This window comes from Massilia sp. Root133, from assembly GCF_001426525.1.
Lineage (GTDB): Bacteria > Pseudomonadota > Gammaproteobacteria > Burkholderiales > Burkholderiaceae_D > Telluria > Telluria orientalis.
Map to the genome: position 1 here is coordinate 85,979 of NZ_LMEW01000031.1, position 26,974 is coordinate 112,952.

The 26,974-nt window shown below is 68.8% G+C and carries 21 protein-coding genes and 1 riboswitch; of the genes, 9 read left to right on the forward strand and 12 right to left on the reverse strand.

Features of this window, described 5'->3' with window-relative positions:
- Positions 1-9: 9 nt before the first annotated feature.
- The 3 genes from tssF to ASD28_RS18505 are packed head-to-tail and all read left to right on the forward strand — an operon-like array spanning position 10 to position 5,302.
- Positions 10-1,851: a type VI secretion system baseplate subunit TssF gene (gene tssF, locus ASD28_RS18495; protein WP_229412138.1), complete on the forward strand. Its 1,842-nt coding sequence runs from the start codon at positions 10-12 to the stop codon at positions 1,849-1,851.
- The gene (tssG, locus tag ASD28_RS18500) at positions 1,842-2,843 is read left to right on the forward strand and encodes a type VI secretion system baseplate subunit TssG (protein ID WP_056131320.1); all 1,002 of its coding nucleotides are present in this window, start codon (positions 1,842-1,844) and stop codon (positions 2,841-2,843) included. Before tssF ends, tssG begins: the two co-directional genes overlap by 10 nt.
- Before the next feature lie 53 nt (positions 2,844-2,896).
- Positions 2,897-5,302, forward strand: coding sequence for a heavy metal translocating P-type ATPase (locus tag ASD28_RS18505; protein ID WP_056131323.1), 2,406 nt, complete (start codon positions 2,897-2,899; stop codon positions 5,300-5,302).
- Here ASD28_RS18505 and ASD28_RS18510 read toward each other — a convergent pair.
- From ASD28_RS18510 to ASD28_RS18525, 4 genes are all read right to left on the reverse strand, one after another.
- Positions 5,283-7,265 (reverse strand): TonB-dependent receptor, encoded by a 1,983-nt coding sequence (locus tag ASD28_RS18510; protein WP_056131326.1) that lies wholly within the window; start codon positions 7,263-7,265, stop codon positions 5,283-5,285. The genes ASD28_RS18505 and ASD28_RS18510 overlap by 20 nt on opposite strands.
- A 95-nt stretch (positions 7,266-7,360) precedes the next feature.
- Positions 7,361-8,728 (reverse strand): multicopper oxidase family protein, encoded by a 1,368-nt coding sequence (locus ASD28_RS18515; RefSeq protein WP_056131329.1) that lies wholly within the window; start codon positions 8,726-8,728, stop codon positions 7,361-7,363.
- Positions 8,725-10,110: a TolC family protein gene (locus ASD28_RS18520; RefSeq protein WP_056131331.1), complete on the reverse strand. Its 1,386-nt coding sequence runs from the start codon at positions 10,108-10,110 to the stop codon at positions 8,725-8,727. The genes ASD28_RS18515 and ASD28_RS18520 overlap by 4 nt, the downstream gene beginning before the upstream one ends.
- 127 nt (positions 10,111-10,237) lie before the next feature.
- On the reverse strand, positions 10,238-10,585 hold the full coding sequence (locus ASD28_RS18525; protein WP_156403796.1) for a hypothetical protein: 348 nt from the start codon (positions 10,583-10,585) through the stop codon (positions 10,238-10,240).
- Between the two features lie 144 nt (positions 10,586-10,729).
- On the opposite strand from ASD28_RS18525, the gene ASD28_RS18530 reads away from it, so the two are divergent.
- A complete protein-coding gene (locus ASD28_RS18530; protein WP_156403795.1) occupies positions 10,730-11,119 on the forward strand; it encodes a hypothetical protein in 390 nt (129 codons plus the stop codon).
- Here the strand turns inward: ASD28_RS18530 and ASD28_RS18535 are convergent.
- A complete protein-coding gene (locus tag ASD28_RS18535) occupies positions 11,080-12,030 on the reverse strand; it encodes a cation diffusion facilitator family transporter (protein WP_056131341.1) in 951 nt (316 codons plus the stop codon). The genes ASD28_RS18530 and ASD28_RS18535 overlap by 40 nt on opposite strands.
- Before the next feature lie 87 nt (positions 12,031-12,117).
- Between ASD28_RS18535 and ASD28_RS18540 the strand changes: the two genes are divergently transcribed.
- Positions 12,118-14,808 carry a GNAT family N-acetyltransferase gene (locus ASD28_RS18540; protein ID WP_056131343.1) on the forward strand — a complete coding sequence of 897 codons (2,691 nt, stop codon included), beginning with the start codon at positions 12,118-12,120 and terminating at the stop codon, positions 14,806-14,808.
- A gap of 135 nt (positions 14,809-14,943) precedes the next feature.
- Here ASD28_RS18540 and ASD28_RS18545 read toward each other — a convergent pair whose 3' ends face one another.
- The 4 genes from ASD28_RS18545 to ASD28_RS18555 form a co-directional block, all read right to left on the reverse strand.
- Positions 14,944-16,200, reverse strand: coding sequence for a DEAD/DEAH box helicase (locus tag ASD28_RS18545; protein ID WP_056131346.1), 1,257 nt, complete (start codon positions 16,198-16,200; stop codon positions 14,944-14,946).
- 45 nt (positions 16,201-16,245) lie between these two features.
- Positions 16,246-17,511, reverse strand: coding sequence for a D-amino acid dehydrogenase (locus ASD28_RS18550; protein WP_056131349.1), 1,266 nt, complete (start codon positions 17,509-17,511; stop codon positions 16,246-16,248).
- A 94-nt stretch (positions 17,512-17,605) separates the two neighbouring features.
- A riboswitch (TPP riboswitch) is annotated at positions 17,606-17,710 on the reverse strand.
- A gap of 91 nt (positions 17,711-17,801) precedes the next feature.
- Positions 17,802-17,930, reverse strand: coding sequence for a hypothetical protein (locus ASD28_RS33100; RefSeq protein ID WP_267873850.1), 129 nt, complete (start codon positions 17,928-17,930; stop codon positions 17,802-17,804).
- 65 nt (positions 17,931-17,995) lie between these two features.
- On the reverse strand, positions 17,996-18,667 hold the full coding sequence (locus tag ASD28_RS18555) for a hypothetical protein (protein WP_056131351.1): 672 nt from the start codon (positions 18,665-18,667) through the stop codon (positions 17,996-17,998).
- 178 nt (positions 18,668-18,845) lie between these two features.
- Here ASD28_RS18555 and ASD28_RS18560 point away from each other — a divergent pair, with 178 nt between their 5' ends.
- A complete protein-coding gene (locus ASD28_RS18560; RefSeq protein ID WP_056131354.1) occupies positions 18,846-19,349 on the forward strand; it encodes a hypothetical protein in 504 nt (167 codons plus the stop codon).
- 79 nt (positions 19,350-19,428) lie between these two features.
- Positions 19,429-20,733: an NAD(P)/FAD-dependent oxidoreductase gene (locus ASD28_RS18565; RefSeq protein ID WP_056131357.1), complete on the forward strand. Its 1,305-nt coding sequence runs from the start codon at positions 19,429-19,431 to the stop codon at positions 20,731-20,733.
- Between the two features lie 15 nt (positions 20,734-20,748).
- On the opposite strand, the gene ASD28_RS18570 is transcribed toward ASD28_RS18565, so the two are convergent.
- On the reverse strand, positions 20,749-21,462 hold the full coding sequence (locus tag ASD28_RS18570) for a sensor histidine kinase (protein WP_056131360.1): 714 nt from the start codon (positions 21,460-21,462) through the stop codon (positions 20,749-20,751).
- Positions 21,463-21,618: 156 nt separating this feature from the next.
- Between ASD28_RS18570 and ASD28_RS18575 the strand changes: the two genes are divergently transcribed.
- Positions 21,619-22,128, forward strand: coding sequence for a hemerythrin domain-containing protein (locus tag ASD28_RS18575; RefSeq protein ID WP_156403794.1), 510 nt, complete (start codon positions 21,619-21,621; stop codon positions 22,126-22,128).
- A 9-nt stretch (positions 22,129-22,137) separates the two neighbouring features.
- On the opposite strand, the gene ASD28_RS18580 is transcribed toward ASD28_RS18575, so the two are convergent.
- Complete coding sequence (locus ASD28_RS18580; RefSeq protein ID WP_056131363.1) at positions 22,138-23,793, reverse strand: response regulator; 1,656 nt, start codon at positions 23,791-23,793, stop codon at positions 22,138-22,140.
- Between the two features lie 226 nt (positions 23,794-24,019).
- On the opposite strand from ASD28_RS18580, the gene ASD28_RS18585 reads away from it, so the two are divergent.
- On the forward strand, positions 24,020-24,466 hold the full coding sequence (locus tag ASD28_RS18585) for a hypothetical protein (RefSeq protein ID WP_229412137.1): 447 nt from the start codon (positions 24,020-24,022) through the stop codon (positions 24,464-24,466).
- 52 nt (positions 24,467-24,518) lie between these two features.
- Here ASD28_RS18585 and ASD28_RS18590 read toward each other — a convergent pair whose 3' ends face one another.
- Complete coding sequence (locus tag ASD28_RS18590; protein WP_056131366.1) at positions 24,519-26,837, reverse strand: TonB-dependent receptor; 2,319 nt, start codon at positions 26,835-26,837, stop codon at positions 24,519-24,521.
- Positions 26,838-26,974 lie beyond the last annotated feature (137 nt).

Sequence of the window (26,974 nt, forward strand, 5' to 3'; positions counted from 1 at the left end):
TAGGAAGCCATGGACGACCTGCTGCGCTATTACGAGGAAGAGCTGGGATTGTTCGGCCAGTTCGCGCGCGAGTTCCGCGCCCGCTATCCCAAGCCCGCCGGCGACCTGCACGTGGCCGGCGAGACGTGGGACGATCCCGGCGTCGCCCGGCTCATACAATCCGTCGCGCTGCTGTCCGCCCGCATCAACAAGCGTCTCGACGACGACTACCCCAAGTTCACGGAAGCGCTGCTCGACAGCCTGTACCCGCACTACCTGCGGCCGCTGCCGTCGTATTCGATCGTCCAGGTGGGACAGCGCGGGCCGGCCGAAGTACCGGACACCCCGTCCGTGCTGGCGCGCGGGACGATGCTGCGCTCGAGCGCGGGCACCGACACGCCGTGCCTGTTCCGCACCGTCTACGACGTGCTGCTGGCGCCGCTCACGGTGGAGCGCCTCGCGTTCGTGCCGCTGCTCGACGCGCCGCGCACGGCGCGCGCACCGCGCGGGGCCGGTTGCGGCATCAGCCTGACGATCGCGGCGGCGCGCGGCGACGTCGGCCGCCTTCCGCCGGCGTGGCGCCTGTTCGCCGACGGCGAAGCGTCGACTCGCGCCGCGCTGATCGACGCGCTGTTCCTCCGCTGCGCCGCGGCCTGGGTGCAGCCGGAAGGCGACAAGGGCTGGCTGCCGCTGCCGCGCGTCCCGCTGCGCCTGGCCGGCCTGGCGGACGTGGATGCCATGCTGCCATATTCCGCCCGCTCGCATCCGGCGCCGCGCCTGCTGACCGAGTATTTCTGTTATCCGGAAAAATTCAATTTCGTCGACGTCGACCTCGCGGCGCTGGCCGGCCTGCTGCCGCCGCGCTGCCGCCGTTTCACGCTGCACCTGGCGCTGTCCGGCATCGCGCCCGATTCCGATACGGCCCGCCTGCTGGCCGGCCTGGATGCGCGCAGCCTGCTGCCGGGCTGCACGCCGGTCGTCAACCTGTTCCCGAAGGCCGGCGCGCCCGTGCAGCTCGCGTACACGAGCGCCGACTATCCGCTGCTGGCCGACGGCGCGCACGCGGGTGCTTACGAGATCCACAGCGTGGACGCCGTCCGGCTCGTGCGTGAAGGGACGGGCACGGTCACCCGTTTCGATCCCCTCTACGCGCCGGGCGACGAGGGCAGGGCGGGCGGCGGAGCGTCGCACCGCGCGCACTACTGGATCGCGCGGCGCGATGACGCGACGGCGGCCGTCAGCCCCGGCCACGAGATGCGCATCGCCCTCGTCGACGCCGATTTCCACCCGCTCGACGCCGCCGGCGCCACGCTGTCCACGGAACTGACGTGCAGTAACCGCGACGGGCCGTCGCGCCTGCCGTACGGCCAGCCGCAGGGCGACTTGCGCAGCGACGAGCTGTCGACGCTGGCGCCCATCCGCATGCTGAGGAAACCGACACCAGGCCGGCGCTTCGGCGGCACGCGCGGGTCGCACTGGCGCCTGATCGCCCACCTTGCGCTGAACCACGCGGGCCTCACGATGGCGGGCCTGGCCGATTTCCAGAAAATGCTGGCGCTGTACGATTTGCCGCGGTCCCCGGTCGCCCAGCGCCAGATCGCGGGCATCGTGGGGCTCGAACACGGCACGGTGCGCGCGTGGGTGGGCGCGGCGCCGGTCGCAAGCCTGATGCCGGGCATCGGCATCCGCCTCACCGTCGACGAGGACGCGTTCGCGGGCACGGGACTGTATCCGTTCGTGCAGGTGCTCGACCAGTACTTCGCGCTGAACGGCCACCTGAACTGCTTCACGCGGCTGGAAGTCGTGTCGCAACAGACCGGCCGCGAGATCATCGCCTGCTCTCCGCACACCAGTAGCGGCGGATGGACCTGATCGCCCGCCTGCTGGCCCAGCCCCAGCGCTTCGAATTCGTCCAGGCCGTGCGCCTGCTGCTGCTGGCGCTCGGCGAGCGCGGCATCCCCGAACGGCGCGCGCTGGCCCGCCACCTGCGCTTCGCGAACAGCCTCGCGCTGGCGTTTCCTCCCAGCCAGATCGAGGCCGCGGCGCTGGATGCCGACGGCTACCGTCTGACGCCGAGCTTCATGGGCCTGCTGGGCGCGCACGGGGCGCTGCCGCTGCATGTGACCGAGCGCCTGCTCGCGCTGCCCCAGGACGGGCAGGACGCGCAGGCGGCGCGCGCCTTCCTCGACATGTTCAGCACGCGCATGCTCGCGCTGTGGTACCGCGCGTGGCAGAAATACCGGGTCGAACACCTCGTGGCCGCCCCGCGCGACGCCTTCCTCCCGCTGTTGCTGGCGCTCGCCGGCGTGCCCGGCGGCGGCGTGTTCGCACACGACGGCGTGCCGGACACCGCGCTGGCCGCGTTCGCCGGCCTGCTGCGCCGACGGCCCGTGTCGGGGGCCGTGCTGGGCCGGGTGCTGTCCAGCCATTTCGGCGTGGCCGTGCGCGTGCAGGAGGGCATCGGCCACTGGGACCCGCTGGCCCCGGGCGAGCAGGCCGTCGTCGGCACCAACGCGCTGCTCGGCCGGCGCGCGCTGCTGGGGGAACGCAGCTGGCGGCCGGACCTGCGCGTGCGCGTGCGCCTCGGCCCTCTCGACCGCGCCCGCTACGAGCACTTCCTGCCCGGCGCCCCGGGCGCCCGGGCGCTGCGCACCCTGCTGCGCCTGTTCGCCGTGCCGACCCTCGCCTACGACGTCGTGCTCGTCTTGCGCCAGGCGGACCTGGGGCCGGCGCAGCTGGACGCGTCCGGGCGCCGGCTCGGCCTGGACAGCTACCTGTTGTCGGCACCCGCCGCGGCCGACCGGGCCGACCTCTGCTACGAACTCCGCCCGCTGGATCCGCTGCCCGCTATACAATCCGCTTGACCTTACCATTGTGGGAAGGCATATCCTGTACTGGAAATCACAGGAGGATACCCATGGCGATCGATATCGACATCAGCGGAATGACGTGCGCCTCGTGCGTGGCGCGCGTCGAAAAGGCGCTCAAGGCCGTGCCGGGCGTGCGCGACGCGAGCGTCAACCTGGCCACGGAACGCGCGGCCGTGCAGGGCGAGGGGCTCGACCTGCAGGCCATCCTGGCCGCCGTCGAGCAGGCCGGCTACACGGCGCGGCCGACCGGGACCCCGAAGGCGGAGGCGGCGCAGGGCCTGCCGACGTGGTGGCCCGTGGCGCTGGCCGCGCTGCTGAGCCTTCCCCTCATCGCGCCGATGCTGCTGGCGCCGTTCGGCATCGACTGGATGCTGCCCGGCTGGCTGCAACTGCTGCTGGCGACGCCCGTCCAGTTCTGGCTCGGCGCGCGCTTTTACCGCGCGGGGTGGAAAGCGCTGCGGGCCGGCGCCGGGAACATGGACCTGCTCGTGGCCATCGGCACGTCGGCCGCGTATTTCCTGTCGCTCTGGCAGTTGTTGAATGCGGGCGGCCACGGCCACCTCTATTTCGAATCGGCCGCGGTCGTCATCACGCTCGTGCTGCTCGGTAAATGGCTGGAAGGCCGGGCGAAGCACCAGACCGTCGCGGCGATCCGCGCGCTGGAAGCGCTGCGGCCTTCGGAAGCCATCGTCCGGCGCGCCGGCCAGGACACGGTCATCGCCCTCGACGCCCTGCGCGCCGGCGACCTGATGGTCGTGCGGCCGGGCGAGCGCGTGCCGGCCGACGGCAAGGTCGTGGAAGGCGCGAGCCACCTCGACGAATCCCTGCTGACGGGGGAAAGCCTGCCCGTGGCGAAGGGTGAGGGCGACCGCGTGACGGGCGGCGCCGTCAATGGCGAAGGCCTGCTGCTCGTGGAAGCGACCGCCGTCGGCGCGGACAGCATGCTGGCCCGGATCATCCGCATGGTCGAGGATGCGCAGGCCGCGAAGGCGCCGATCCAGCGCCTCGTCGACAAGGTCAGTGCCGTGTTCGTGCCCGTCGTGCTGCTCATTTCCCTGGTCACGCTGCTGGCCTGGGGCTTCGCCACGGGCGACTGGCAGCAGGCGTTGCTGAACGCCGTCGCCGTGCAGGTCATCGCGTGCCCGTGCGCGCTGGGCCTTGCCACGCCGACGGGCATCATGGTCGGCACGGGCGCCGCCGCGCGCCACGGGATCCTCATCAAGGACGCGGAAGCGCTGGAGACGGCGCACGCCCTGCAGATGGTCGTGTTCGACAAGACGGGCACGCTGACGGAAGGCCGTCCCCGCGTGGTGGCGCTGGAAGGGGACGACCCGCAACGGCTGCTGGCGCTGGCCGCGGCCGTGCAACAGGGCAGCGCGCACCCGCTGGCGCGGGCCGTGACGGACCTGGCGGCCGCGCAGGACGTGGCCGCGCCGGCCGCGACGGAATCGGCCGCATTGCCGGGCCGCGGCGTGCGGGCCCGCGTGGATGGCGCGGCCGTCTGGATCGGCAACCGCCGATTGCTGGACGAAATCGGTGCCGGTGCCCCGGCTGCCGCATTGGTGGCCGCGGCCGAACGCCATGAAGCGGACGGGCGCACCGTGTCGTGGCTCGCGCGTGAAGCGGGCGGCGGCATCGTCGTGGAAGGCGTGCTCGCGTTCGGCGACCGTTTGAAACCGACGAGCCGCGCCGCCATCGCCCGCCTGCGCGACCTCGGCGTCGACAGCATGATGCTCAGCGGCGACAACGAAGGCAGCGCGCGCGCCGTCGCGCAGGCGCTCGGCCTGACGCGCTGGGTCGCGCAGGTGCAGCCGCAGGACAAGGCGGACGTCGTGCGCGGCCTGATGGCAGAAGGCCGTACAGTGGGCATGGTGGGCGACGGCATCAACGACGCGCCGGCGCTGGCGGCGGCCCACGTGGGCATCGCGATGGCCGGCGGCACGGACGTCGCGCTGCACACGGCCGGCGTGACCTTGATGCGCGGCGACCCGCTGCTCGTCGCGGACGCCATCGACATCTCGGACCGCACGTGGCGCAAGATCCGCCAGAACCTCGCGTGGGCGTTCGTCTACAACGTCGTCGGCATCCCCGTCGCGGCCCTGGGCCTGCTGAACCCCGTGCTGGCCGGCGCGGCGATGGCGCTGAGTTCCGTCAGCGTCGTTACGAATGCGCTGCTGCTGCGGCGCTGGCGGCCGGCGCCACGGCCCGCACCCGACATCATTCCAACCCAACCCCAAGGAGCACACAAGATGTATGAACTCACCGTCGAAGACATGAGCTGCGGCCACTGCGTGGGCCGCGTCACGAAGTCCGTGCAGGCCCTCGACAAGGATGCGAAAGTCGAAGTCGACCTGCCCACGAAGAAGGTCAAGGTCGACAGCACCGCGGACCTCGACAGGATCGCCGAGGCGATCGTGGCGGCCGGCTATCCGGTCACCGCGAAAAGCGCTTGACGAGCCCAACGTACACGCGCCGGGCGACGAAGTGGTCGAACCCGGCCTGGTGGAATGCAGGCGTGTCGGTCCGATAGGCACGCAGGCTGCCGTCGAAGATGTCGTTGGCGTTCACGGTCAGGCCGAGTGTCTTGCTCAACGCGTGTTTCCACGTGAGGTTCACGCTGCTCGTCGGCCCGTAGTGGCCCTGCGGCGTGATGCCGGCCGACTGGGCGTGCGCGTCGACGGACACGTCGCCGTACCCGACCCTGACGTTGACATAACCCGCGACGGCGTCCTGGTCGAGCACCACGCGGTAGATGCCGCCGTCCATACCGAACTGCAGCGGTCCGCCGGGCCTCCAGTCCAGCGAGGCCGTGACGCCGGCCGCGCGGGCCTCGCCGCCGTTCCGTTTCGACGTGACCAGCACGTCATGCTCGAACGTGCGTGCGTCGACGACGGTATCGCGGCCCGTGCGGTAAAACGCGCCCAGGCTGCCGGTCACGTGCGGTGTCTCCTTGTTCACGCCGATCTCCCATGACCCCAGGCGTTGCGGTCCGAGCCCCGGATTGCCCCGCCCGAGGTTCTGCGCGTCGACATACGTCGTGAACGGATTCAGGTCGCGCGGATCGGGCATCTGCAGGCTGCGGCGGTAGCTGAGCGTCAGGTCGGTGTCGCCTTGCAGCCCATACTTCACATGCAGGCTCGGATCGAACGCCCGCCAGCGCGCGATGCGTTCGGCCCGGCCGCCCAGCAGCGCTTCCCATTTGCCGATCACGATCCGGTCGGTCACATACGCCGCGGCCGACGTCGTCGTCACGGTGTACGCATTGGTCGTGTTGCGGTCCGGCGTTTCGGCGCCCGTCGCGGGATCGACGGCGGCCTGGACGTTGCCGATCGAGTCGGACTTGTGCTGGATGTCGAGGCCCAGGCCCCACTGGCCACGCGTCCAGTCGACCGTGGCCTGGTCGAGGCGGCGCGCCGTCCTGCCGGCGCCGCGGCTGTAGGCGGTGGCGCGCGCGGGCACGACGAACACGTCGCGGTACGACTTGTCGACCAGGGCATCCGTGGTGCTGTGCTGAATCGACGCCTTCAGCGCGCTGCCGTTCCGCTGATGGCTGTAGCTCAGGCTCGCGCTGTCGTCGGACTGCTCGTTGGGGCCGTACGAGATGCGGTGGTGGATGGTTTCGCCGGCGCCTTCGCGCTCCTCGCCCAGCACGTCGAACAGGGGCCGCGACCGGCGCCCGCTATGCCGCGCCGTCATGCCGATGCTGTCCGAGTCGCCCAGCGCGTAGTCGATACCCAGCGCGGCGCTGTCGACCACGCGGCGCACGAACACCTCCGAGGATTGCACCGTCTGCCCGGCCCGGCCGGTGAGCGGATCATGCCAATCGACGGCCGACCGGCGCACCTTGCGCGTGCCGTCGTGGCGGTGCGCCACGTTGGCGTGCACGCTCAATCGACCCCGCGTCACATCGCCCGACGCACCGGCATTCCACAACGCCTGGTCCGTCGCGCTGCCCTGGACCTGCGCATGCGCGCCGGGCTTGCGGTTGCGCTTCAGGACGATGTTCACGATCGCGCCGCCATTGGCATTCCGTGCGGCGGACGGATTCGTGATGACTTCCACGCTCGCGATGTCGGCGCCGCTCATCGTCTGCAGCGCCACCGCGCGGTCCTCGCTCGATCCGGACAGCAGCGCCGTCGGCTTGCCGTCGACGAGGACCGTGACCTGCGTGTTGCCCCGGACGGCGATCTGGCCGTCGGCCGTCACCGCCAGCTCGGGCGTCGCTTGCAGCACGTCCTGCGCGGACCCGTTGGCCGCGCGCGGCGCGTTCGACACGTCGTGGACGGTCTTGTCGATCTTCCTCACCACCGCCTCCTTCCTGGCGGTGACGGTCACGGTCGGGGCGGGCGGATCTTCCGCGCGGGCCAAAGGCGCGGCGAGGGCGAGCAGGAGGGCGGCGTAATGGGGCTTGATCACGGTGTCCTTTCAATCTGGTGGACCAGATTGTCGGAGACGACCGGCGTCAGCGCGCGACCTGTGTGACCAACGCCCCGATGGGCGTGATGGGACCGTCAGTGGCCCTCGTGCCCACCCCGTTTCGCCGTCCCGATCACCGCCCCGGACGCCGGCGCCGCCGGTGCGCCGACCGGGTCGGGCACGGCGCCCGTCCACTCGCGCGCCACCGTGCCGGCGGGATGCCGGTACCAGCCCGGATCGCGGTAATCGCCCCGCGCGAGTCCCTCGCGCACCTTGATGACGGTGAACATGCCGCCCATCTCGATGTCGCCGAACGGCCCGCGGCCCGCCATCATGGGCAGCGTGTTCTCCGGCAGCGCCATGCGCATGCCGCCCATCGAGCCGCCCTTGTCGCCCATGACCATATAGCCCGGCACGAGGTCGTTGATCTTCTTCGCCACGCCGGCCTGGTCGACGCCGACCAGGTTCGGCATGGCGTGGCTCATCGCGTTCATCGTGTGGTGCGATTTATGGCAGTGGAACGCCCAGTCGCCGGGATTGTCGGCGACGAATTCGATGGCGCGCATCTGGCCCACGCCGATGTCGACCGTCACCTCGGGCCAGCGCGCGGCCGGAGGGATCCAGCCGCCGTCCGTGCCCGTCACCTCGAAGCGGTGGCCGTGGATGTGGAACGGGTGGTTCGTCATCGTCAGGTTGCCCATGCGGATGCGCACCTTGTCGTCCTTGCGCACGACCATCGGGTCGGTGCCGGGGAAGGCGCGGCTGTTGATGGTCCACAGGTTGAAGTCCAGCATCGTGTTCACGTTCGGCGTGTAGTTGCCCGGCTCGATGTCGTACGCGTTCAGCAGGAACACGAAGTCGCGGTCGACGGCGTGCTGGCGCGGGTCCTTCGGGTGCGTGACCCAGAAGCCCATCATGCCCATCGCCATCTGCGTCATCTCGTCGCTGTGCGGGTGGTACATGAAGGTGCCGGCGTAGCGCGCGACGAATTCGTAGACGAACGTCTTGCCGGGCGCGATCGCGGGCTGCACGAGCCCCGCCACGCCGTCCATCCCGCTCGGGAGGATCTGGCCGTGCCAGTGGATCGTCGTCGCCTCCGGCAGTTTATTGGTCACGAAGATGCGCACCCGGTCGCCCTCGACGACCTCGATGGTGGGGCCCGGACTCTGGCCGTTGTAGCCCCACAGGTTCGCCTTCATGCCGGGCGCGATCTCGCGCACGACGGGTTCGGCGACGAGGTGGAATTCCTTGACGCCGTCCTTCATGCGCCACGGCAGGCTCCAGCCGTTCAGGGTGACGACGGGGTTGTACGGGCGGCCGCTCGGCGGATGCAGCGGCGGCTGGGTGGCGGGCGACGACTGGACCGGGGCTTCCGGGATGGCGGCCGCGCCGGCCTTCGACACGAGCGAGGCGCCGACCATGGCGCCGGCCGCGCCGGTGATGAAGTTTCTGCGGCTGGTCATTGGGTTTTTTCCTTGTTCAATCGGGTGCCGAGCGTGGCTTCCAGTTCGGCGTGGGCGGTCCAGAAGGTGTCCAGCGCTTCGATGTAGGCGCCGACCGCTTCGGCCTGCGCGCGCGCATCGGCCAGCAAGTCGTGCGGACTCGCGAGCATGCCGTTGTAGCGCAGCAGGACTTCCTTCCCGATTCTTTTGCGCAGCGGGAGGATCGTGTCGCGGTAATGCTTCGCCACGTCGTATGCGTTGCGGTAGGCGAGATAGCCTTCGCGCGCCTCGCTGCGCGCCGTGACGGCCGTGAGCGCGACCTTGTTCACCGCCTGCATGTAGGTGGCTTCGGCACGGGCGACGCGCGCGCCGCCCCAGTCGAACAGCGGCAGTTCCAGCGACAGCGAGTAACCGCGCCCGGTCGGCTCGCCCGTCTGCGTCTTGTTGGCGACGCCGAGGTCCAGCACGTTGATGAAGCGCGTCGTGCGCGTGAGCCCGAGATCCGCCGCGGTGGCGGCCGCCTCGGCCTGTGCGGCGCGCACGTCCAGGCGCTGGGCCAGCGCGATGCGTTCGACGTCCGCCAGTTCCGCCGGCGCGGCCGGCAGGTCGGGCAGATGGTCGGGCAGGGCGTAGTCCGCCTCCCGGCCCCACAGGCCCAGCGCGCGCGTGAGGCGTTCGCGCGTGCTCGTTGCGCGCTTGTCCGCGCGTGCGGCGTCGCGCGCCGCTTCGGCCAGGAACACCTGTTCGCGCGCCAGTTCGAGCTGGTTCGTGTTGCCGGCCTTCGCCATGCGGCCGGTGAGCTCCGCGCCCGCGTCCGCGGATGCCTGCACGCGGCGCGCGTACTCCAGCGCCTGCCGCGCGGCGACCGCCTCGACCCACGCCGTGCGCGTCTCGAGGGCGTGGCGTTCGATGGCCGCGCCCACGTCGCGTTTCACCTGTTCGAAGCGGCGCGTCTCCATCCGGGCGGCCAGCGGCGTCGTCAGGAGGCCGACGAGGTCGAACGTGATGCCGCGCTCGATCTCGAGGGCGCCGCCGCCGGCGAGCCGCGTGAAGTCGAACGACGGGTTGCGGGGCCGGGCCGCCTGCGCGAGATCCGCCTGGGCGATGCCGACGTTCCAGTACGTGGCCTGCAGGCCCGGGTGGTTGACGAGGGCAATGCGCACGGCCGTGTCCATGTCCAGCGGCCGGCCTTCCCGGAACACGGGCAGGTCGCGCAGCGATGCGGCGAGCGCGCCTTGCCCGGTGGCGTCGCGCGCCAGTTGCGGCGCGGTGCCGATGCGGTTTTGTGTCGTGGCGGCGACGTCGCCGAAGCCGCCGTCCGGCGTGACCGTCGCGCAGCCGGCCAGCAGGGCCAGCGCGGCGGCCGCGCCCGCACGCGGTAAAAGTCGTTGTCGCGGGTTCATTTCATCTCCCCGTGGGCGCCCAGCGCCATGGCCAGCGCGTACGTCTGGATGAGTCGTTTCATGTCGTCCTCGTTGCGAATGCGTGAATGGCACCGCCGCGCACGGGCGCAGGCGGCGACTACAGCGATCAGGCGGCGAGGCGGCGGGGAGGACGTTCGAGCAGGGGCGGGTCGACGCTGGCCAGGTGGCCGGCGCGGAAGGGGATCGCGATGGAAGGCGGCGGAAACGCCGGCGGGACGAGCGGCACGGGCACGAGCGCGACGACGATGCAGCAGTCGCCGCAGACGCTGCGGTGCTGGTGCCGGTGATCGCCGTCGTCCGCCTTGGCCGCGGCCGCGGCCGTGGCGTGGCAGTGCTGCGCGACCGGCGCCGCGTGCGCGACGGCCGGCGCACTCACGGACGGCAGCATGCGTGCCGCGGCCAGGCCCTGGAAGGGCAGGGCGAGCAGCAACAGCCAGGCGATCAGTGAGCGCATTACGGTCTTCATCGGGCGCATTCTAGCACGATGGACTGTTGCATTTCGATGCATCCAGGGCGCAATGCCTGATGCAAAAATGGTCACGCATGCTAGCATATTGCTATTACAACGAGAACAAACGGGAATGGGATGTTGAGGCGCGTGTTCGCGATACGGACCATGCGCAGCCAGCGCCAGGTAGGCGAACGGGCCGCGCAGGTCATCGACCGGGTGATCTTCGACATGGGTGTGGATCGCCTCGTACAAGGCTCGTTCGCGCTGGATCGCCACTTGCGCCCGCACTTTTCCAGCGCGCCCGTCATGCGGGGCCGCGACGGCGTCGCGGTGGCGCTGGCGCAGCTGGCGGAATGCGCCGTGCTGTCCGCCGTGGCGAAGCGCAATCCCGATCCGGCGGTTCTGCGGCTGCACACCGCGGCCGTCGTCGACGGCCTGCTGCGCGAGTTCCGCGCCCGCTCGCCGCGGTTCCGGGCGCTGCCCGTCGTGCGGGCCGATCAGCGCATCGCCGAGCGCAGCGCGCCCGATTCGAAATAGATGTGGCGGATGGCCGGATACACGGCCGCCACCGCCTTTTCCAGGCGCTCGATCGCCGCCTCCACTTCGTCGATGCGCATGCCGCGGTTGAAACGCACGGCCGCCGTCAGCAGGACTTCGTCCGGCCCGAGCTGCATGCTGAGCAGCTTGCCGACGTCCTCGATGGCCGGATCGTCGCGCAGGATCTCGCACACGCGCCGCGTGGCGTCCGTGCCGATGCCTTCGCCGACGAGCAGCGCGCCGGTCTCGCGCGCGAGGGCGAACGCGGCGCCCACGAGCAGGAGGCCGATCAGCACCGACGCGGCCGGATCGAAATACGGGCTGTCGAACACATGGCCGAGCAGGATGCCGGCGGCCGCGATGGCGAGGCCCAGCAGGGCGGCAGTGTCTTCGATGAACACGGTGAACACGGAGGCGTCCTTGCTCGCGTGGACCGTCTGCCACAGCGAGGCGCCCGGCTTGCGCCGCTTGTTCAACGCCTTGCGCGACACGTTCCAGCTATAGCCCTCGAAGCACGCCGACACGCCCAGCACGACGTAGTTCCACATCGGATCCTCGAGCGGCTCCGGATGGCGCAGCGCGCTGATGCCGTGGTAGATGGAGAGTCCGCCGCCCAGGGAAAACACGGACAGCGCGACGAGCAGCGCCCAGAAATACAAGGCCTTGCCGTAGCCGAACGGGTGGCGCTTGTCGGGCGGCTTCTCGCTGTTGCGCTCCCCGACCAGCAACAGGAATTCATTGCCCGTGTCGACCGCGGAGTGGATGCCTTCGGCGAGCATCGCGGCGCTGCCCGTGATGGCGGCGACGATGAACTTGGCGACGGCGATGCCCAGGTTGGCGAGGATCGCCGCGTAGATCACCTTGCGCGAGCCGCCGTCTTTTCCGCTTTCTTCCTTGTTTGTTTCCGTCATGGTGTGTGAGCGCTGATATCATCCTGTCTATGTCGAACCAAGTGTAGCCAATCCGCGTGGTGGGGCTTGCACGGCTGGGAGCGGTGGATGAGCGTACGTAATCTCAAGCAACTGTTTGCCCCGAAATCGGTGGCGCTCGTCGGCGCGTCCGAACGTCCGGGAAGCGTCGGCGCGACCATGCTGCGCAACCTGCGCGAAGGGGGCTTCAAGGGGCAGTTGTACCCCGTGAACCCGAAGTACGAGACGCTGGACGGCCTGGAAGTCTGGCCGGACGTCGCGCGGCTGCCGGCGGCGCCGGACCTGGCGATCATCTGCACGCCGCCGTCCACCATCCCCGGCATCGTGCGCAGCCTCGGCGAGCTGGGGACGCGGGCGGCCATCGTGATGAGCGCCGGCGTGTCGACGGCGCGCGACCTGCGCGGCCGCAGCATCAAGCAGGCGATGCTCGATGCCGCCAACCCGTACTTGCTGCGCATCCTCGGCCCGAACAGTTCCGGACTGCTGGCGCCGGGCATCGGCCTGAACGCGAGCATCGCGATGGGCGGCGCGGCGGCGGGGCGGATCGCGTTCGTGTCCGAATCGGGCGCGCTGATGGCGGGCGTGCTCGATTGGGCACGCACGCGCAATGTCGGCTTTTCCACGATCCTCGCGCTGGGCGAATCGTCCGACGTCGACTTCGGCGACGTGCTCGATTACCTGGCCAGCGATCCCGGCACCTCCGCGATCCTGGTGCATGCGGAAAGCGTGCGCTATGCCCGCAAGTTCATGTCGGCCGCGCGCGCGGCGGCGCGCAGCAAACCGACCTTGATGCTCAAGGCCGGACGCTCGCTGGAAGCGGCGACGGCCGGGGCCTGTCTCTCCGGCGTGCTCGCGCGGCCGGACGACGTCTACGACGCCGCGATCCGCCGCGCCGGCATGCTGCGCGTGTACACGACCGACCAGCTGTTCGCCGCCGTGGAGACGCTCGCCCGTGCGAAACCGCTGTTCGGCGAGCGGCTGGCGCTCCTCGGCAACGGCGCCGGCCCGGTCGTGCTGGCGAGCGACGCGCTACAGTACGGCGGCGGCCACCAGGCCGAACTCGCGCCGGAGACGGTGTCCAGGCTGCGCGACCTCGTGCCCGAATGGAGCGGCACCGGTGAGCTGAACCTGCGCGGCGATGCGCCGCCGGAGCGCTACCGCGACGTCATCGACGTGCTGCTGCACGACCCGCAGGCCAACGCCGTCGTCATGATCCACGCGCCGAACGCCGTCGTCGATCCGGCCGACGTGGCGCGCGCCGTGGCGCCGCTGGCGAAGGCGTCGTCGCGCAACGTGCTCGCGTGCTGGCTCGGGCTGCAGTCCGTGGGCGAGGCGCGCACGATCGCGTACGAAGCGGGCATGCCGGCCTACCGCACGCCGGAAGCGGCCGTGAACGGCTTCCTGCAGATCGTGAACTTCCGCCGCAACCAGCAGTTGCTGATGGAAGTGCCGGCGTCCGTCGGCGACGGCGAACCGGACCGCGAACGGGCGCGCGCCCTCGTGCGCGCCGCGCTGGAACGGGGCCGCCGGACGGGCCGCTACCTGCTGGACGATCCGGACACGAAGGCGATCCTCGACGCCTACGGCATCCCCACCGTCCCCACGCGCGCCGCGGCGACGCCGGACGAGGCGGTGGCGATGGCAGCGGACATCGGCTATCCGGTCGCCGTGAAAATCCTGTCGCCGGACGTGGTGCAGAAGTCGGACGTGGGCGGCGTATCGCTCGACCTGGACACGCCCGACGCCGTGCGCGCGGCGACGGAGCGCATGGCGCGACGCCTCGCGGAACTGAAGCCGGATGCGCGCCTGGATGGCTTCATCGTGCAGGCGATGGCGCGCAATCCGGAAGCGCACGAACTGATCGCGGGCGCGGCGACCGACCCCGTGTTCGGGCCCGTGATCCTGTTCGGCCAGGGCGGCCTCGCGGTGGAAGCGGTGAACGACCACGCAGTCGCGCTGCCGCCGTTGAACACGGTGCTGGCGCGCGACCTCATCGCGCGCACGCGCGTCGCGCGCCAGCTGGCCGGCTACCGCAATCACCCGGCCGCGGACCTGGACGCGATCGCCGCCGTGCTCGTGCAGGTGGCGCGCCTCATCGCCGAGGTGCCGGAGATCGTCGAGCTGGACATCAATCCGCTCCTCGCGGACGCCAACGGCGCCGTCGTGCTGGACGCGCGCATGCGCATCGCGATGGCCGACCGCGCCGGCAACGCGCTCGACCGGCTCGCGATCCGTCCGTATCCGATCGAGCTGGAAGAACTCGTGCCGTGGCAGGGCGGGACGATCCTGCTGCGCCCGATCCGCCCGGAAGACGGCGCCGCCCACGTGGCGTTCTTCAACGCGCTCACGCCGGACGACGTCCGCTACCGCATGTTCGTGCGCGTGCGCGAGCTGCAGCCCGCGCAGCTGGCGCGCTTCACGCAGATCGACTACGACCGCGAGATGGCCTTCATCGCCACGCGCACGGGGCCGGACGGCCATCCCGAGACGCTCGCCGTGGCCCGCGTCGTGGCGGACCCGGACAACATGAGCGCGGAATTCGCCGTGACGGTGCGCTCCGACCTGAAGGGCAAGGGCCTGGGCGTCATGCTGATGAACAAGCTGATCGCGTACTGCCGCGCGCGCGGCACGCGCGAGATCGTGGGCGAGGCGCTGCCGCAGAACGCGCCCGTCATCGGCCTCGTGAAGAAGCTCGGGTTCACCGTCGGGCCGGTGGACGAGGACGAGGGGGTGAGGAAGTTCTGGCTGGAGCTGCGGTGACGTCGCGGTGACAAACCGTGGTTATTTTCCGGCTTGCGTCACGTAAAATCGGTGCGACAAACGAACGGAGGCAAGATCGCTGAACTGATCGTGCGCAGGCGCGCCATCTTGCCTTGCCGGACGTGCGCGATCCGGTCAGCGCCTGAATCGCACGTCTTCCTGCACGACGGGCGCGTCGCGGTCGGTGCCCTTCGGTTTCTTTGGTTTCTTCGGCTTCTTGACGACCTGCCCGGCCGCGTTTGTCTGCGGCACGCGGTGCTCGGGCTCGAAACCGGCTTCCTCCTTGCGCTCCAAGGCCTGCTGCGTCAGCGCCTCGATGGCGGCCAGCTGCTGGACTTCGTCCGCGCACACGAGCGACACCGCGTCGCCGGACGCCCCCGCGCGGCCCGTGCGGCCCGTGCGGTGCACATAGTCTTCCGCCACGATGGGCAGGTCGACGTTGACGACGACCGGCAGTTCCTCGATGTCGAGGCCGCGCGCGGCGACGTCGGTCGCCACCAGCACGCGCACCTCGCCCGCCTTGAAGCGGTCGAGCGCGCGCAGGCGGGCGGGCTGCGGCTTGTCGCCGTGGATCGAGTCGGCCGCGATGCCTTTCGCGTCGAGCAGGTCGACGAGCTGGTCGACGCCCTTGCGGGTCTTCACGAACGCGAGGACCTGCGGCCAGCCGTGGCGCTTCAGCAGGTGCAGGAACAGGTCCGGCTTGCGCTTCTTGTCGACGGGGACGATCCACTGGCGGATCGCCTTCACGGTCGTGTTGCGCGGCGTGGCCTCGATGCTGACCGGATCGACCAGCAGCTTCGTCGCCAGCGCCCGGATCGGGTCGGAGAAGGTGGCGGAGAAGAGCAGGGTCTGGCGGCGCTTGGGCAGCAGCGCGAGCAGGTTGTCGATGTCGCGCGAAAAGCCGAGATCGAGCATGCGGTCCGCCTCGTCCAGCACGAGCGTCTGCACCTGGTTGAAGCGCACCGCGTTCTGGCGCTGCAGGTCGAGCAGGCGGCCCGGCGTGGCGACGAGGACGTCGACGCCTTTACGCAGGCGCATCATCTGCGGATTGATGCTGACGCCGCCGTACGCGACCATCGTGCGCAGCGGCAGTCCGGTCCCGTAGGCGCGCACGCTCTCGTGCACCTGTTCGGCCAGTTCGCGCGTCGGCACGAGGATCAGGGAACGCGCCGAATTGGCCGCCACCTGCGCGCCGTCCATCACGAGCCGCTGCAGCAGGGGCAGGGCGAAGCCGGCCGTCTTGCCGGTACCCGTCTGGGCGGCCGCCATGACGTCGCGCCCGGCCAGCACGGCGGGAATCGCCTGCGCCTGGACGGCGGTGGGCGTGGTGTAGGACAGCGAGGCGAGGGTGCGCGTGATCTGGTCGATCAGGCCGAGCGATGCGAACGACATGGTGGCGGAAGCGGCTATTCTTTTCGAAAGGCGACAGTGTAACCGCTAAGCCTGGAAACCGCCGGTAAATGCGAAGTCGACCTCGGGCTTTCTCCCCGATACGATGTCCGCAATCGCCCGCCCCGACCCGCAGCCCATCGTCCAGCCCAGCGTCCCATGCCCCGTGTTCAGGTACAGGTTCGCGACCCGCGTGCGGCCGATGTACGGGACGTTCGACGGCGTCAGCGGGCGCAGGCCGGCCCAGTAGGTCGGGTTGGCGTAGTCGCAGGCATCCGGGAACAGCGCGCGCACGCGGCGCGTGATCGCGTCGCAGCGCACGGGGTTCAGGTCGCGCGTGTAGCCGTTCAGTTCGCACGTGCCGGCCACGCGCAGGCGGTCGCCGAGGCGCGAGAACACGAGCTTGTGGCCGTCGTCCGTCAGCGAGACCGTGGGCGCCGCATCCGGGTCGAGGATGGGGTAGGTGGCGGAATATCCCTTGCCCGGATAGATCAGCAGCCGGATGCCCAGCGGCGCCAGCAGGCCGACGGAAAAACTGCCCAGGGCGACGACGACGGCGTCCGCATGCAGCACGCGGTGCCGGCCATCCGCGTCGATGATTTCCACGCCGCGGATGCGGTCGCCTTCGGCCAGCAGGCGCGTGACGGTCGTGTTGTAGGTGAAACGGATGCCGGCCGCCGCGCCGCGCGCCGCGAGCTGCGTCGTGAAGCGGTGGACGTCGCCCGATTCGTCGGTGGCCGTGAAGTCGGCGCCGACGAGCTTGCGGCGCACGGTCGCGAGGGCCGGCTCGATCCGCACGGCCTCGTCGGCATCGACCGTCATGCGTGGGCAGCCCAGGTCGCGCATCGCGGTGGCCGCATGGCAGGCCCGCTCGAATTCCCGTGCGTCCGTATAGAAGTGCAGGATGCCGCGCGTGAGGCTGTCGTACTCGATGCCGGTGCGCGCACGCAATGCCTGCAGGTTGCGGCGGCTGTACTCGGCCATGGCGACGATCCGGCGCAGGTTGGCGGCCACGCGGCCGGGCGCGCATTCGCGCACGAATTGCAGGCACCAGCGCCATTGCAGCGGATCGGCCTGCAGGCGGAACAGCAGCGGCGCATCGGCGCGGCCCAGGGACTGCACGACCTTCAGCAGGCCGGCGGGCGTGGCCCACGGTTCGGCGTGCGAGACGGAGATCTGGCAGCCGTTGGCGAAGCTCGTCTCCTGCGCGGCGCCGCTCCGGCGTTCGATGACGGTGACGTCGTGGCCGGCTTCTGCGAGATACCAGGCGGATGCGGTGCCGACGACGCCGGCGCCCAGGACGATCACGTTCATGGACGCGCGACCGGGTCGATATCGGGATGATGCATGCGGCTCCTCGTAAGTGCGACGGGTGGAGCCGGCAAGGGAGTACCGGAGCCGGTGCGCGACCGGAATCCGCATGCTTCCCTTCGCTGGCATTACCCAGATCAGGTTCGGAGGGTGTTTCTCACCCGCAGCCGCGGTGGCGGCTGCAGGACCCCTAGCGTTGCCTTATGGCAGGGAAGATTCTAACACGAGGATGCAACGGGACACCGGCCCGCGGTGGGGCCGGAAGTGGGGAAGGCCGCGCGGCAGGCGCGCGGTCAGGCCGTGACGGCGATGGCGGCCGAGGCCAGCACGACGGTGGGTTTCACCGGTTCGCGCCGGTCCTGGCAGGCCACCAGCATGAGGCAGGCCAGGAGCAGCAGGCTCCAGCGTGCGCGATGGTTCATGATGTGCGCCTCCTTTGGCGGCATCGTAGCGCAACGCCGCGGCGCGCGGCGCGCCGGTCACATCGTCAGAACTGGTAGCCGATGCTCGCGCGCACGACCGGATAGACCTTCAACGCATCGACGTCGTCGCGCAGGCGCAGGCGCTCCGCGGCGACGTCGTTGGCGAGGGTCTTGCAGACCGTGTTCGACACCGTGCAGCCGACGCTGGCCAGCTGGACGTTCGGATTGCCCTGGTAGAAGACGCCGAGATCGATGTTCGTGGTCCAGCGCGACGAGCGGGCCAGCGCGTTGCCCCAGCCGATGCCGAGGTAGGGCGCCGCCTTGCGGTAGTCGATGCGGCCCGTCAGCAGGCCGACGTCGGCGGCCGTGTACGCGTGGCCGTTCAGCGTGAAGCCGCCGAGGCCGTTCGGCTTTGCCTTCGCATTGAACTTGTTGCCGTTGTAGACGAGGCCACCGGTCAGGTGGAAGTTGCTGCCTTCGGTCAGGTACCAGTCGAACAGCACGTCGAACGTCTGCAGCTTGCCCTTGATGTCGTAGTCGACGCCGCCGGACGTCTTGTCGAAGTCGTGGCGGAAGTAGTTGACGCCGAAGCGCCCGTTCAAATAGGTTTCCATCGGCACGACGACGTGGAAGCCCACGCCGGTGGAGCCGACGTCGGCCGTTGCGCCGACCTGCGCGTTGGCGGCGCCCGCCGCCAGCAGGGCGGCCGTGGCCAGCACGGTGTATTTCGCGAACATCGATAGCCTTTCAGTGGTTGAGGCCGCGATTGTAGCTGCGCACTTACCGCAGTGGAATTGTTGCGCTGCGGTTTGTTGTAATCCCGCCCGGAACGACAATGTAAGCAGGTGTTGCAGCGAATTGTGCATATGATTTCGTTTGATAAACTTCATTTAAACATTACAACGAGGTCATCCTATGAAAGCCCTGATCTTCGGCGTGGCGCTGTGCGCCGCCTCCCTCCCGGCCCTGGCGCAGACCAACGTCTCCGTCAGCATCGGCCAGCCCGGCTTCTATGGCCGCATCGACATCGGCGATTACGTGCCGCGTCCCGTCGTGTACGCGCCGCAGCCGGTGATCATCACGCCGGCGCCGCACTACGTCGCGGAGCCCGTGTACCTGCGCGTGCCGCCGGGCCACCGCAAGCACTGGGCCAGGTACTGCGGCCGCTACGGCGCCTGCGGCCGCCCGGTCCTGTTCGTGCGCGACGAGTGGTACACGAACACCTATGTGCCGCGCTACCGCGAGCATGTCGGCTACCGCGGCGACTACCGCGGCGGCCCGCGCGAAGTGCGTGTCGTCGAGCGCGTCGAGTACCGCGACGACCGCGGCCACGGCGACTGGGACCGCGGTCACGGCCACGGCAATGGCCACGGCCACGGCAACGGTCACGGCAAGGGCCACGGACACGGCCACGACTGATCCGTGCCGGGCGGTTTCGCCGCCCCGTAGTAAACTGCCTGCGTGAGCCCGGCGACGGGCGCGACCGACGGAGGCAGGCTTGCAAAGCGATATCGTGATCGTGGGCGGCGGGGCTGGCGGACTGGAGCTGGCCTGCAAACTGGGCCGCAGACTCGGCCCGGACAAGGTGACGCTGGTCGACAGCCGGCTGTACCACGTGTGGAAACCGTCGCTGCACGAGGTGGCGGCCGGCACGCTGGACATCCACCAGGAAGGCCTGTCGTACCAGATGCTCGCGCACGACCGCGGCTTTTCCTTCGTGTACGGCGCCATGACGGCGCTGGACGCGGCCGCGCGCCGCATCACGATCGCCCCCGTCACCGCGGCCGGCGACGGCGAGGAGGTACTGCCCGAACGCACGCTCGGCTACCGCTCGCTCGTGATCGCCGTCGGCAGCACGTCGAATTATTTCGGCGTGCCCGGCGCGCGCGAACACACGATTTCCCTGAATGCCACCGAGGACGCGGAACGGTTCCGCCTGCGCCTGCTGCGCCTGCTCGCCCAGGCCGAGCAGCAGAAGGAGGACGGCGCCGGCGGCTCCGGCCTCGACATCGTCATCATCGGCGGCGGCGCCACGGGCGTCGAACTGGCGGCGGAATTGCGCGAAGCGTCCGGCGTGTATGCCGCGTATGGCTTCCGGCGCCTGCAGGTCAAGCGCGACGTGCGCATCACCCTGCTCGAGGGCGCGCCGCGCATCCTCGCGCCGCTGCCCGAGCGGGTGTCGGCCGCGGCCGCGCGCCTGCTCGACCAGCGCGCCATCCGCGTCGTTACGGATTGCCGCGTGAACGGCATCGGCCCGAAACAGGTCAGCGACAACAAGGGCAATGTCTATCCGGCCGACCTGTGCGTGTGGGCGGCGGGCATCCGCGCGCCGGAATTCCTGGGTTCGCTGGGGCTGCCGGTCGCGAAGGGCGGCCAGATCGAGGTGGACGCGCACCTGCGCGTACAAGGCGTGCCCGACGTGTATGCGCTGGGCGACTGCGCGGCCTGCACGGACGGCAACGGCAAGCCCGTGCCGCCGCGCGCCCAGGCCGCGCACCAGCAGGCCGACTACCTGCTCAAGACGTTCCTGCGCCTCGACAAGGGTGAACAAGCGCAGAAGGATCCCTACGTCTACCGCGATTACGGGTCGCTCGTCTCGATCGGCCGCGAGACGACGGTGGGCAGCCTGATGGGTTCGCTACGGGGCGCCAGCCTGTTCGTGGAAGGGTTCATGGCCCGCATCATGTACATGAGCCTGCACCTGATGCACCACAAGGCCGTGCTGGGGTCGCTGCGCACGGGCCTGATGGCGTTCGCGCGCTTCCTGATCCGGCGGACGACGCCGCTCGTCAAACTGCACTGAGCGTGACGTCGTCTCTCAGTTTCCCTGTTTCGGAAAGACCAGCGTGAGCGCGGTGCCCTTGCCGTCCGGTCCGGCGCCGATGGTCAGGGTGCCGCCCAGCGTGCGGGCCCGTTCGCGCAGCATGCGCAGGCCGTAGCAGCTCGCGGGCGGGGAGGCGGCCGTGCCGGGGCCGACGCCATCGTCGCGCACCGTCAGCATGGCCTGGTCGCCGTCGTCGTCGAGGATCACGTCGACCTTCGCCGCCTGTGCGTGCCTGACGATGTTGCGCAGGCCTTCCTCGGCGCAGCGCAGCAGTGCCACGCCCTGGGCGCGGGTGTAGTCGGGATCTTCGTCCGGCATGCTGGCTTTCGCCTTGATGCCGTGCTCGCGGCCCCATTCCTGCACGAGTTCCGCGATGGCGGCCTTGGGACCGAGGAATTCCAGCTTGTCGTTCCAGAGCGCCAACTGCATCTTGCGGTTGGTCTCGATGATGTTGTTCAGCAGTTGCTTCATCTGCGCGGCGCGGTCGCGCTGCGGCTGGTCCTGCAGGTGCTGCGACAGCAGGCCGAGATGCATCGTCAGCGCCGTCATCGACGAACCGAGGCTGTCGTGCAGCCGGCGGGCCAGCAGGCGTCGTTCTTCGTCCCAGCAGGTCGTCATATGGGCCAGGAGTTCGGCCAGCTCGGCGGCACGCGCCGCATGCTGGCTGTCTTCTCCGGAATCCGGCGGATGAGGTTCCGAAACTTTCATGAAGGCAACCAAATTATGTTTCTCGGGATGATACAACAGCTTGGGCCGGGACGGCGCAGGAATCGTCTTTGTGAGTTCCCGTACAGTCCGATGTTGCAGATCCGGTCATTCTAAGGGCTCTGGCCGAGCGCCGATAACCCCACTGAAGGAGTCAACATGAGCACGAGAACCCAATCCGGCGCACGGGCCGGCACCCAGTCGAACGCCATGGCCGCAGGCCAGGACGTCATCGCCCTCCTGACCGCCGACCACCGCGAAGTGGCCGAGATGTTCGAACAGTTCGAGCAGCTGGGCGACCGCGCCACCACCAGCAAGGAAAAGCTGAAGGACAAGATCTGCAAGGCGCTGATCGCCCACACGACCATCGAAGAGGAAATCTTCTATCCGGCCGTGCGCGCGGCAAACGTCGAGGAGGGCGAGGACATGGTCGACGAGGCGATCGTCGAGCACGCCGCGGCGAAAGACCTCATCAAGCAGCTGCAGGAAATGCAGCCGGACGACGACCTGTACGACGCGAAAGTGAAAGTGCTCAGCGAACAGATCGAGCACCACGTCAAGGAAGAAGAGAAAGAGATGTTCCCGAAGGCGAAGAAGGCGGGCCTCGACCTGCTGGCGCTGGGCCAGGAAATGGCATTGCGCAAGCAGGAACTGATGTCGACGCTGTAATCCTGTCGGTCAGCCGGCGGCCGCCGGCTGGATTTGCGGCCGGCCCGCGTCGTCCGGAGCGGGCGCCGCGGCCGCCAGCTGTTCGAGCAGGGCATTCAGATCCACGGGCTTCACGAGGTGCAGGTCGAAACCCGCCTCCATGACGCGGCGCTGGTCTTCTTCGAGACCGTAACCCGTCACCGCGATCAGCCGGATCGCACGCGCCGCCGGGTCCTGGCGCAAGCGGCGCGCCACTTCGTAGCCATCGATGCCGGGAAGACCGATATCGACGAGGGCCACGTCCGGCGTTTCCGAGCATGCCACGCGTACGCCTTCCAGGCCGTCGCCTGCCTGCAACACCGGATAGCCGAACGAGGCGAGCATCGTCGCCATCATCTCGCGGCCGTCGTCGTTGTCTTCGATCAGCAGGACTTTCGGCTTGCCCGCTTCCTGCGGCCGGGCGCGCGCGGGCGCGTCGGCGGACAGCGCCGCGTCGGTACGCGGCAGACGGATCTCGAACGTGCTGCCGCTGCTGTTGCCGGGGCTGCAGGCGCTCACGGTGCCGCCATGCAGTTCGACGAGGCGGCGCACGAGCGACAGGCCGATCCCGAGGCCGCCCTGCGAGCGGTCGATCGAGATCGCGCCCTGCACGAACACGTCGAACACGTGCGGCAGCAGGTCCGGCGCGATGCCGACGCCGGAATCGCTCACGCGCAGCACGACGTCTTCGCCAATCGGCACCACCGTGATCTCGATGCGGCCGCCGGCCGGCGTGTATTTCAGCGCGTTGTCGATGAGGTTCGTCGCGATCTGTTCCAGCCGCGTCGCGTCGCCGTCGACCCAGGCCGGCGCCAGTTGCGCGTCGATGTCGTAGCCGGTCGTGCGGCCCGTCGCGCGGAACGTGTCGAGGCAGCTGGAGACGAGCGTGGCGATGTCCAGGCGTTTGCGCGACAGGAGGATCTTGCCTGACATGGCGCGCGACAAATCCAATAAATCGTCGACGATGCGCGACAAATGCTGGCTTTGGCGCTGGATGATCACGCGGGCCCGCGTGATCGCATCGCCGCTGACACCCGGCATGCCGAGCAGCGAACCGGCGCTGCTGATGGCGGACAGGGGGTTGCGCAGCTCATGGCCCAGCATGGCGAGGAATTCGTCCTTGGCGCTGCTCTTGCGTTCGGCCGCGCGCCGCTCTTCCATCTCGCGCACGAGACGTTTATTGGTCGCCGTCAGCTCGGTCGTGCGCTGGGACAGCTTTTCCGCCTGGCGCTTCAGTTGCTCGTTCTTGGTCGCCAGCGCCACGAACACCTGCACCTTGGCGCGCAGCACCTGCGGGATCACGGGCGTGAACAGGAAATCGGCGGCGCCGCGCTGATAGGCCTTCAGGCGGTCGATCTCGTCGGCGAGGAAGGCCGTGACGAAGATGATCGGGATGTCGGCGGAGCGGGGACGCAGGTGGATCGCCTCGGCCGTCTCGAATCCGTCCATGCCGGGCATGTTCACGTCGAGCAGGATCACCGCGAAATCGTGACGGAGTACCTGGCGCAGCGCATCCTGGCCGGAGCGCGCGGAAAGGACCTCGTAATTGCTTTCGTCGGCCCATTGCTCCAGCAGGCTCGTCAGTGCAAGCAGGCTGGCGGCGTCGTCGTTGACGACGAGAATCTTCGGTTTTTCGGTAAGGGACACGGCGTTCGAACAGGCTCGGAAACTGTATTCACAAGCTCGGCAGGATAGCAGAGCATGCCGTTTTGCAAAATAAATTGATAAAAACTGTTGCAATTCGTCATGGTAGCACGGGCGCGTCCTTACCCGAAAACCAATCGTGCGCGGTCATCGTTCGGTGCCGCACATACCGTGTCAAGGCCGTATGCGATAGTGGCAACGTGTCAGGGGCCCACTTGAAAGGACAGACATGAATATTCAAATCATCGTAAACGACACCCATCACGACAAATGTTTCCGCGAACTGGTGCACCAGCCCGTGACGGCGCTGCGCGACGTCACCCAGCAGCAGGCGGATGCGTTGCGTGATGCGTTCGGTATCAATACCATCGCCGACCTGGCAGACCTGAAGGTCGTGAAATGGGCCCGTGCGATCCGCACGATGGCCAGCGCCGAAGCCGAGCCGCGCGAAGCCATGGCCAAGGAAACGCTGCTCGACGACGCCGTGGAAATGACGTTCCCGGCCAGCGACCCGGTGTCGGTGGCATCCAGCATCACCCGTATCGAGGTAGCGCCGGAAAAGGTGGATGCAAGCTCGGACCACCAGAACGCGGCCGCCATCGAGGCGCACAACGAGCAGGCGGTCGGTTGCCGGGCGCTGGGCCCGGGCGGGGAAAAGACGGCCGGAGCCGCCTGATCCATTGCGGGCGTGCGCCAGGCGGCGCACGCCCGTTGTTGCTATCGGATCATCAGAAGTTCACGCGGAACTGCGCGCCATAGTTGCGCGGTTCGTTGACGATACCCGTGAGGTTGTCGAAGTCGATCGCCGCCACCACCTGGATACGGTTGGTGATGTTGCGGGCGAATGCGGCAACCTCGTACTTGCCGTTGTCCCACTTGTAGCCGACCCGCAGGCCGCCTTCCAGCAGGGCCTTCGCCTTGTACTCCTTCGCTTCGTACAGGAACATGTTGTACTCGGTGCGGTACGACCAGTCCGTCAGCGCATACAGTTCACCGTCGGCCAGCGGATGCGAGTAGCGCAGCGTGAAGTTCGTCTGCCATTTCGGCGAACGGGGCAGCGGCAGGCCGTTCAGCTTCTGCGTGTACGGGAACGGGCCGGGCGCGCCGGTCGGGGTGCAGCCGTTCACGCCGCCGGTGTTGGGCTGGTTGCCGCAGGTTTGCACGAACAGGTTCGGATCCTTGATCTCGGTGTCGTTGTAGCTCGCGCCGATGCTCGCGCGCCAGTCGTCCGCCAGGATCGCCTGGAAGTCCAGTTCCACGCCCTGGCCCGTGACCTTCTCGGCGTTGATCAGCTGGTTCATGTTGATCGTGCCGCTGCCGGCCGTCAGCTGCTTGTCCTTCACGCGGTACTGGAACGCCGTCGCGGACAGGCGCGCGCGGCGGTCGAGCAGGTCGGCCTTGATGCCCGCTTCATACGACAACGCCTTTTCCGCACCCGCGATCGACGGTTTGTCGCCGAGGCCGTTCAGGCGGCCCTGCATCGATGGTGCGCGGTAGCCGGTCGCCACGCGCGCGAACAAATTCGTGTCCGCATCCAGCGCATACGTCGCCGACGCATCCCAGCTCACGTTGTGCGAATCGCTGTGCAGCGGCAGCGGGCCGCTCGTCTGCGGCGGTTCGAAGCGCTGCGCGACGAAGTCCTTGTTGTCGCTCGTATAGCGCACGCCGCCGCGCAGTTTCAGCTGGTCCGAGACCTTGTAGTTCAGCGTGCCGAACACCGCCCACGAACGGGCGTCCTGCGTCTGCGTCGCGTAGGCGTCGTTCTGCGGATTGCCCGGCGCCAGCGTGTTGAAGCTGATCGAATCGATGCGGATGTGTTCGTTGAAATAGAACACGCCGGCCATCCACTGGAGCGGATCCTTCGTGTTCGATTCGAGGCGGAATTCCTGCGTCGTCTGGTCGTGTTCCGGCAGCAGGTCGGCCGTCTCGACGGTGAACGGGATGAAGGCGTTCTGGCCAGGATAGTTCGGACCCATCGGTGGGGCATACACGGCGCCGAAGCCGCCGTCCACGTCGCCGCGGCTGTAGAAGGATGCGTGCTCGTAACCCGTGATCGAGTGCAAGGTCATGCCGTCCAGGTCCCAGCGCAGGCGCAGGTTGGCGCCGCTGGTGCGCAAGGTCTGGCTGTTGCCGCCGTCGGTGGGGTAGCGGTCGTAGTCGAAGCCGTCGACGAGGTCGTTCGTGCCCTTCTTGATGATGTTCGCGCGGAACAGGGTCGCATTGCCCTTCATGTCGCGGCCGTGGGCATTGAACAGCGCGGAGAAGTCGCGCGTCGGCTTGAACAGCAGCTGGATGCGCGCGGCGTTGTCGTCGTAGCCTTCGAAATCGCGGGTGTAGGCGTTGGGTCGCGGGTTGTGCACGCGGTCGTTGCGGTGCTGCGACTGCAGCGAGACGCGCAGCGCCAGCATGTCCGACAGCGGCACGTTGTACGCGCCTTCCGCATTGATCGTGCCGTAGTTGCCGGCGCCGAGCACGGCATAGCCTTCCGTCTTGAACACCGGTTTCGCGGAATCGAACTTGATCACGCCGGCGGGCGAGTTACGGCCGAACAGCGTCCCCTGGGGGCCGCGCAGCACTTCGACCTGGTCCACGTCGAACACGGGGAAGCCCTTGAGCATGGGGCTTTCCTGCACGATGTCGTCGACGACGAGGCCGACCGGCTGCGACGCATTCAGGTCGAAGTCGGTATTGCCCTGGCCGCGGATGTAAAAGCGCGGGAACGAGCGGCCGTAGTCGGATTCGACGTTCAGCGAGGGCGAGCGGCCCGCCAGGAAGCGGATGTCGGCGCCGCCCGACGTCAGCACGTCCAGCTTCTCGCCCTTGATGGCGGTGACCGACATCGGGACTTCCTTGAGGTTCTCGGCGCGCCGCTGGGCGGTCACGATCACGGTTTCCAGGCGCTGGCCGGCGGGCTTCGCGACGGCGGCGGTGTCTTGCGCGGTCGCGGACTGGTCCGGTTCATCGGCCAGCGCAACCAGGGGAAAGGCGCTCGTCACGGCGGCGGCGAGCAGCGTGCGGGCGAACAGGCGGGTGGGGCGTACGCTCATGGATATCTCTTCCTTGTCTTGATGCTTGTTTTTATTCTCTTTGTCATTTGGCAAAGATTACTCATCCTAGCAGTAAAGACATTTGGAAAAGATGCCGATGTATATATTTTGAAAACGTATAAATTGCTTAACTAAAC

What these genes read in the sequence shown, in the direction of transcription:
- tssF (WP_229412138.1), top strand. Translation starts at nt 10, where the DNA reads ATGGACGACCTGCTGCGCTATTACGAGGAAGAGCTGGGATTGTTCGGC.
- tssG (WP_056131320.1), top strand. Translation starts at nt 1,842, where the DNA reads ATGGACCTGATCGCCCGCCTGCTGGCCCAGCCCCAGCGCTTCGAATTC.
- ASD28_RS18505 (WP_056131323.1), top strand. Translation starts at nt 2,897, where the DNA reads ATGGCGATCGATATCGACATCAGCGGAATGACGTGCGCCTCGTGCGTG.
- ASD28_RS18515 (WP_056131329.1), bottom strand. Translation starts at nt 8,728, where the DNA reads ATGACCAGCCGCAGAAACTTCATCACCGGCGCGGCCGGCGCCATGGTC.
- ASD28_RS18520 (WP_056131331.1), bottom strand. Translation starts at nt 10,110, where the DNA reads ATGAACCCGCGACAACGACTTTTACCGCGTGCGGGCGCGGCCGCCGCG.
- ASD28_RS18525 (WP_156403796.1), bottom strand. Translation starts at nt 10,585, where the DNA reads ATGCGCTCACTGATCGCCTGGCTGTTGCTGCTCGCCCTGCCCTTCCAG.
- ASD28_RS18535 (WP_056131341.1), bottom strand. Translation starts at nt 12,030, where the DNA reads ATGACGGAAACAAACAAGGAAGAAAGCGGAAAAGACGGCGGCTCGCGC.
- ASD28_RS18540 (WP_056131343.1), top strand. Translation starts at nt 12,118, where the DNA reads ATGAGCGTACGTAATCTCAAGCAACTGTTTGCCCCGAAATCGGTGGCG.
- ASD28_RS18545 (WP_056131346.1), bottom strand. Translation starts at nt 16,200, where the DNA reads ATGTCGTTCGCATCGCTCGGCCTGATCGACCAGATCACGCGCACCCTC.
- ASD28_RS18550 (WP_056131349.1), bottom strand. Translation starts at nt 17,511, where the DNA reads ATGAACGTGATCGTCCTGGGCGCCGGCGTCGTCGGCACCGCATCCGCC.
- ASD28_RS33100 (WP_267873850.1), bottom strand. Translation starts at nt 17,930, where the DNA reads ATGAACCATCGCGCACGCTGGAGCCTGCTGCTCCTGGCCTGCCTCATG.
- ASD28_RS18555 (WP_056131351.1), bottom strand. Translation starts at nt 18,667, where the DNA reads ATGTTCGCGAAATACACCGTGCTGGCCACGGCCGCCCTGCTGGCGGCG.
- ASD28_RS18560 (WP_056131354.1), top strand. Translation starts at nt 18,846, where the DNA reads ATGAAAGCCCTGATCTTCGGCGTGGCGCTGTGCGCCGCCTCCCTCCCG.
- ASD28_RS18570 (WP_056131360.1), bottom strand. Translation starts at nt 21,462, where the DNA reads ATGAAAGTTTCGGAACCTCATCCGCCGGATTCCGGAGAAGACAGCCAG.
- ASD28_RS18575 (WP_156403794.1), top strand. Translation starts at nt 21,619, where the DNA reads ATGAGCACGAGAACCCAATCCGGCGCACGGGCCGGCACCCAGTCGAAC.
- ASD28_RS18585 (WP_229412137.1), top strand. Translation starts at nt 24,020, where the DNA reads ATGAATATTCAAATCATCGTAAACGACACCCATCACGACAAATGTTTC.
- ASD28_RS18590 (WP_056131366.1), bottom strand. Translation starts at nt 26,837, where the DNA reads ATGAGCGTACGCCCCACCCGCCTGTTCGCCCGCACGCTGCTCGCCGCC.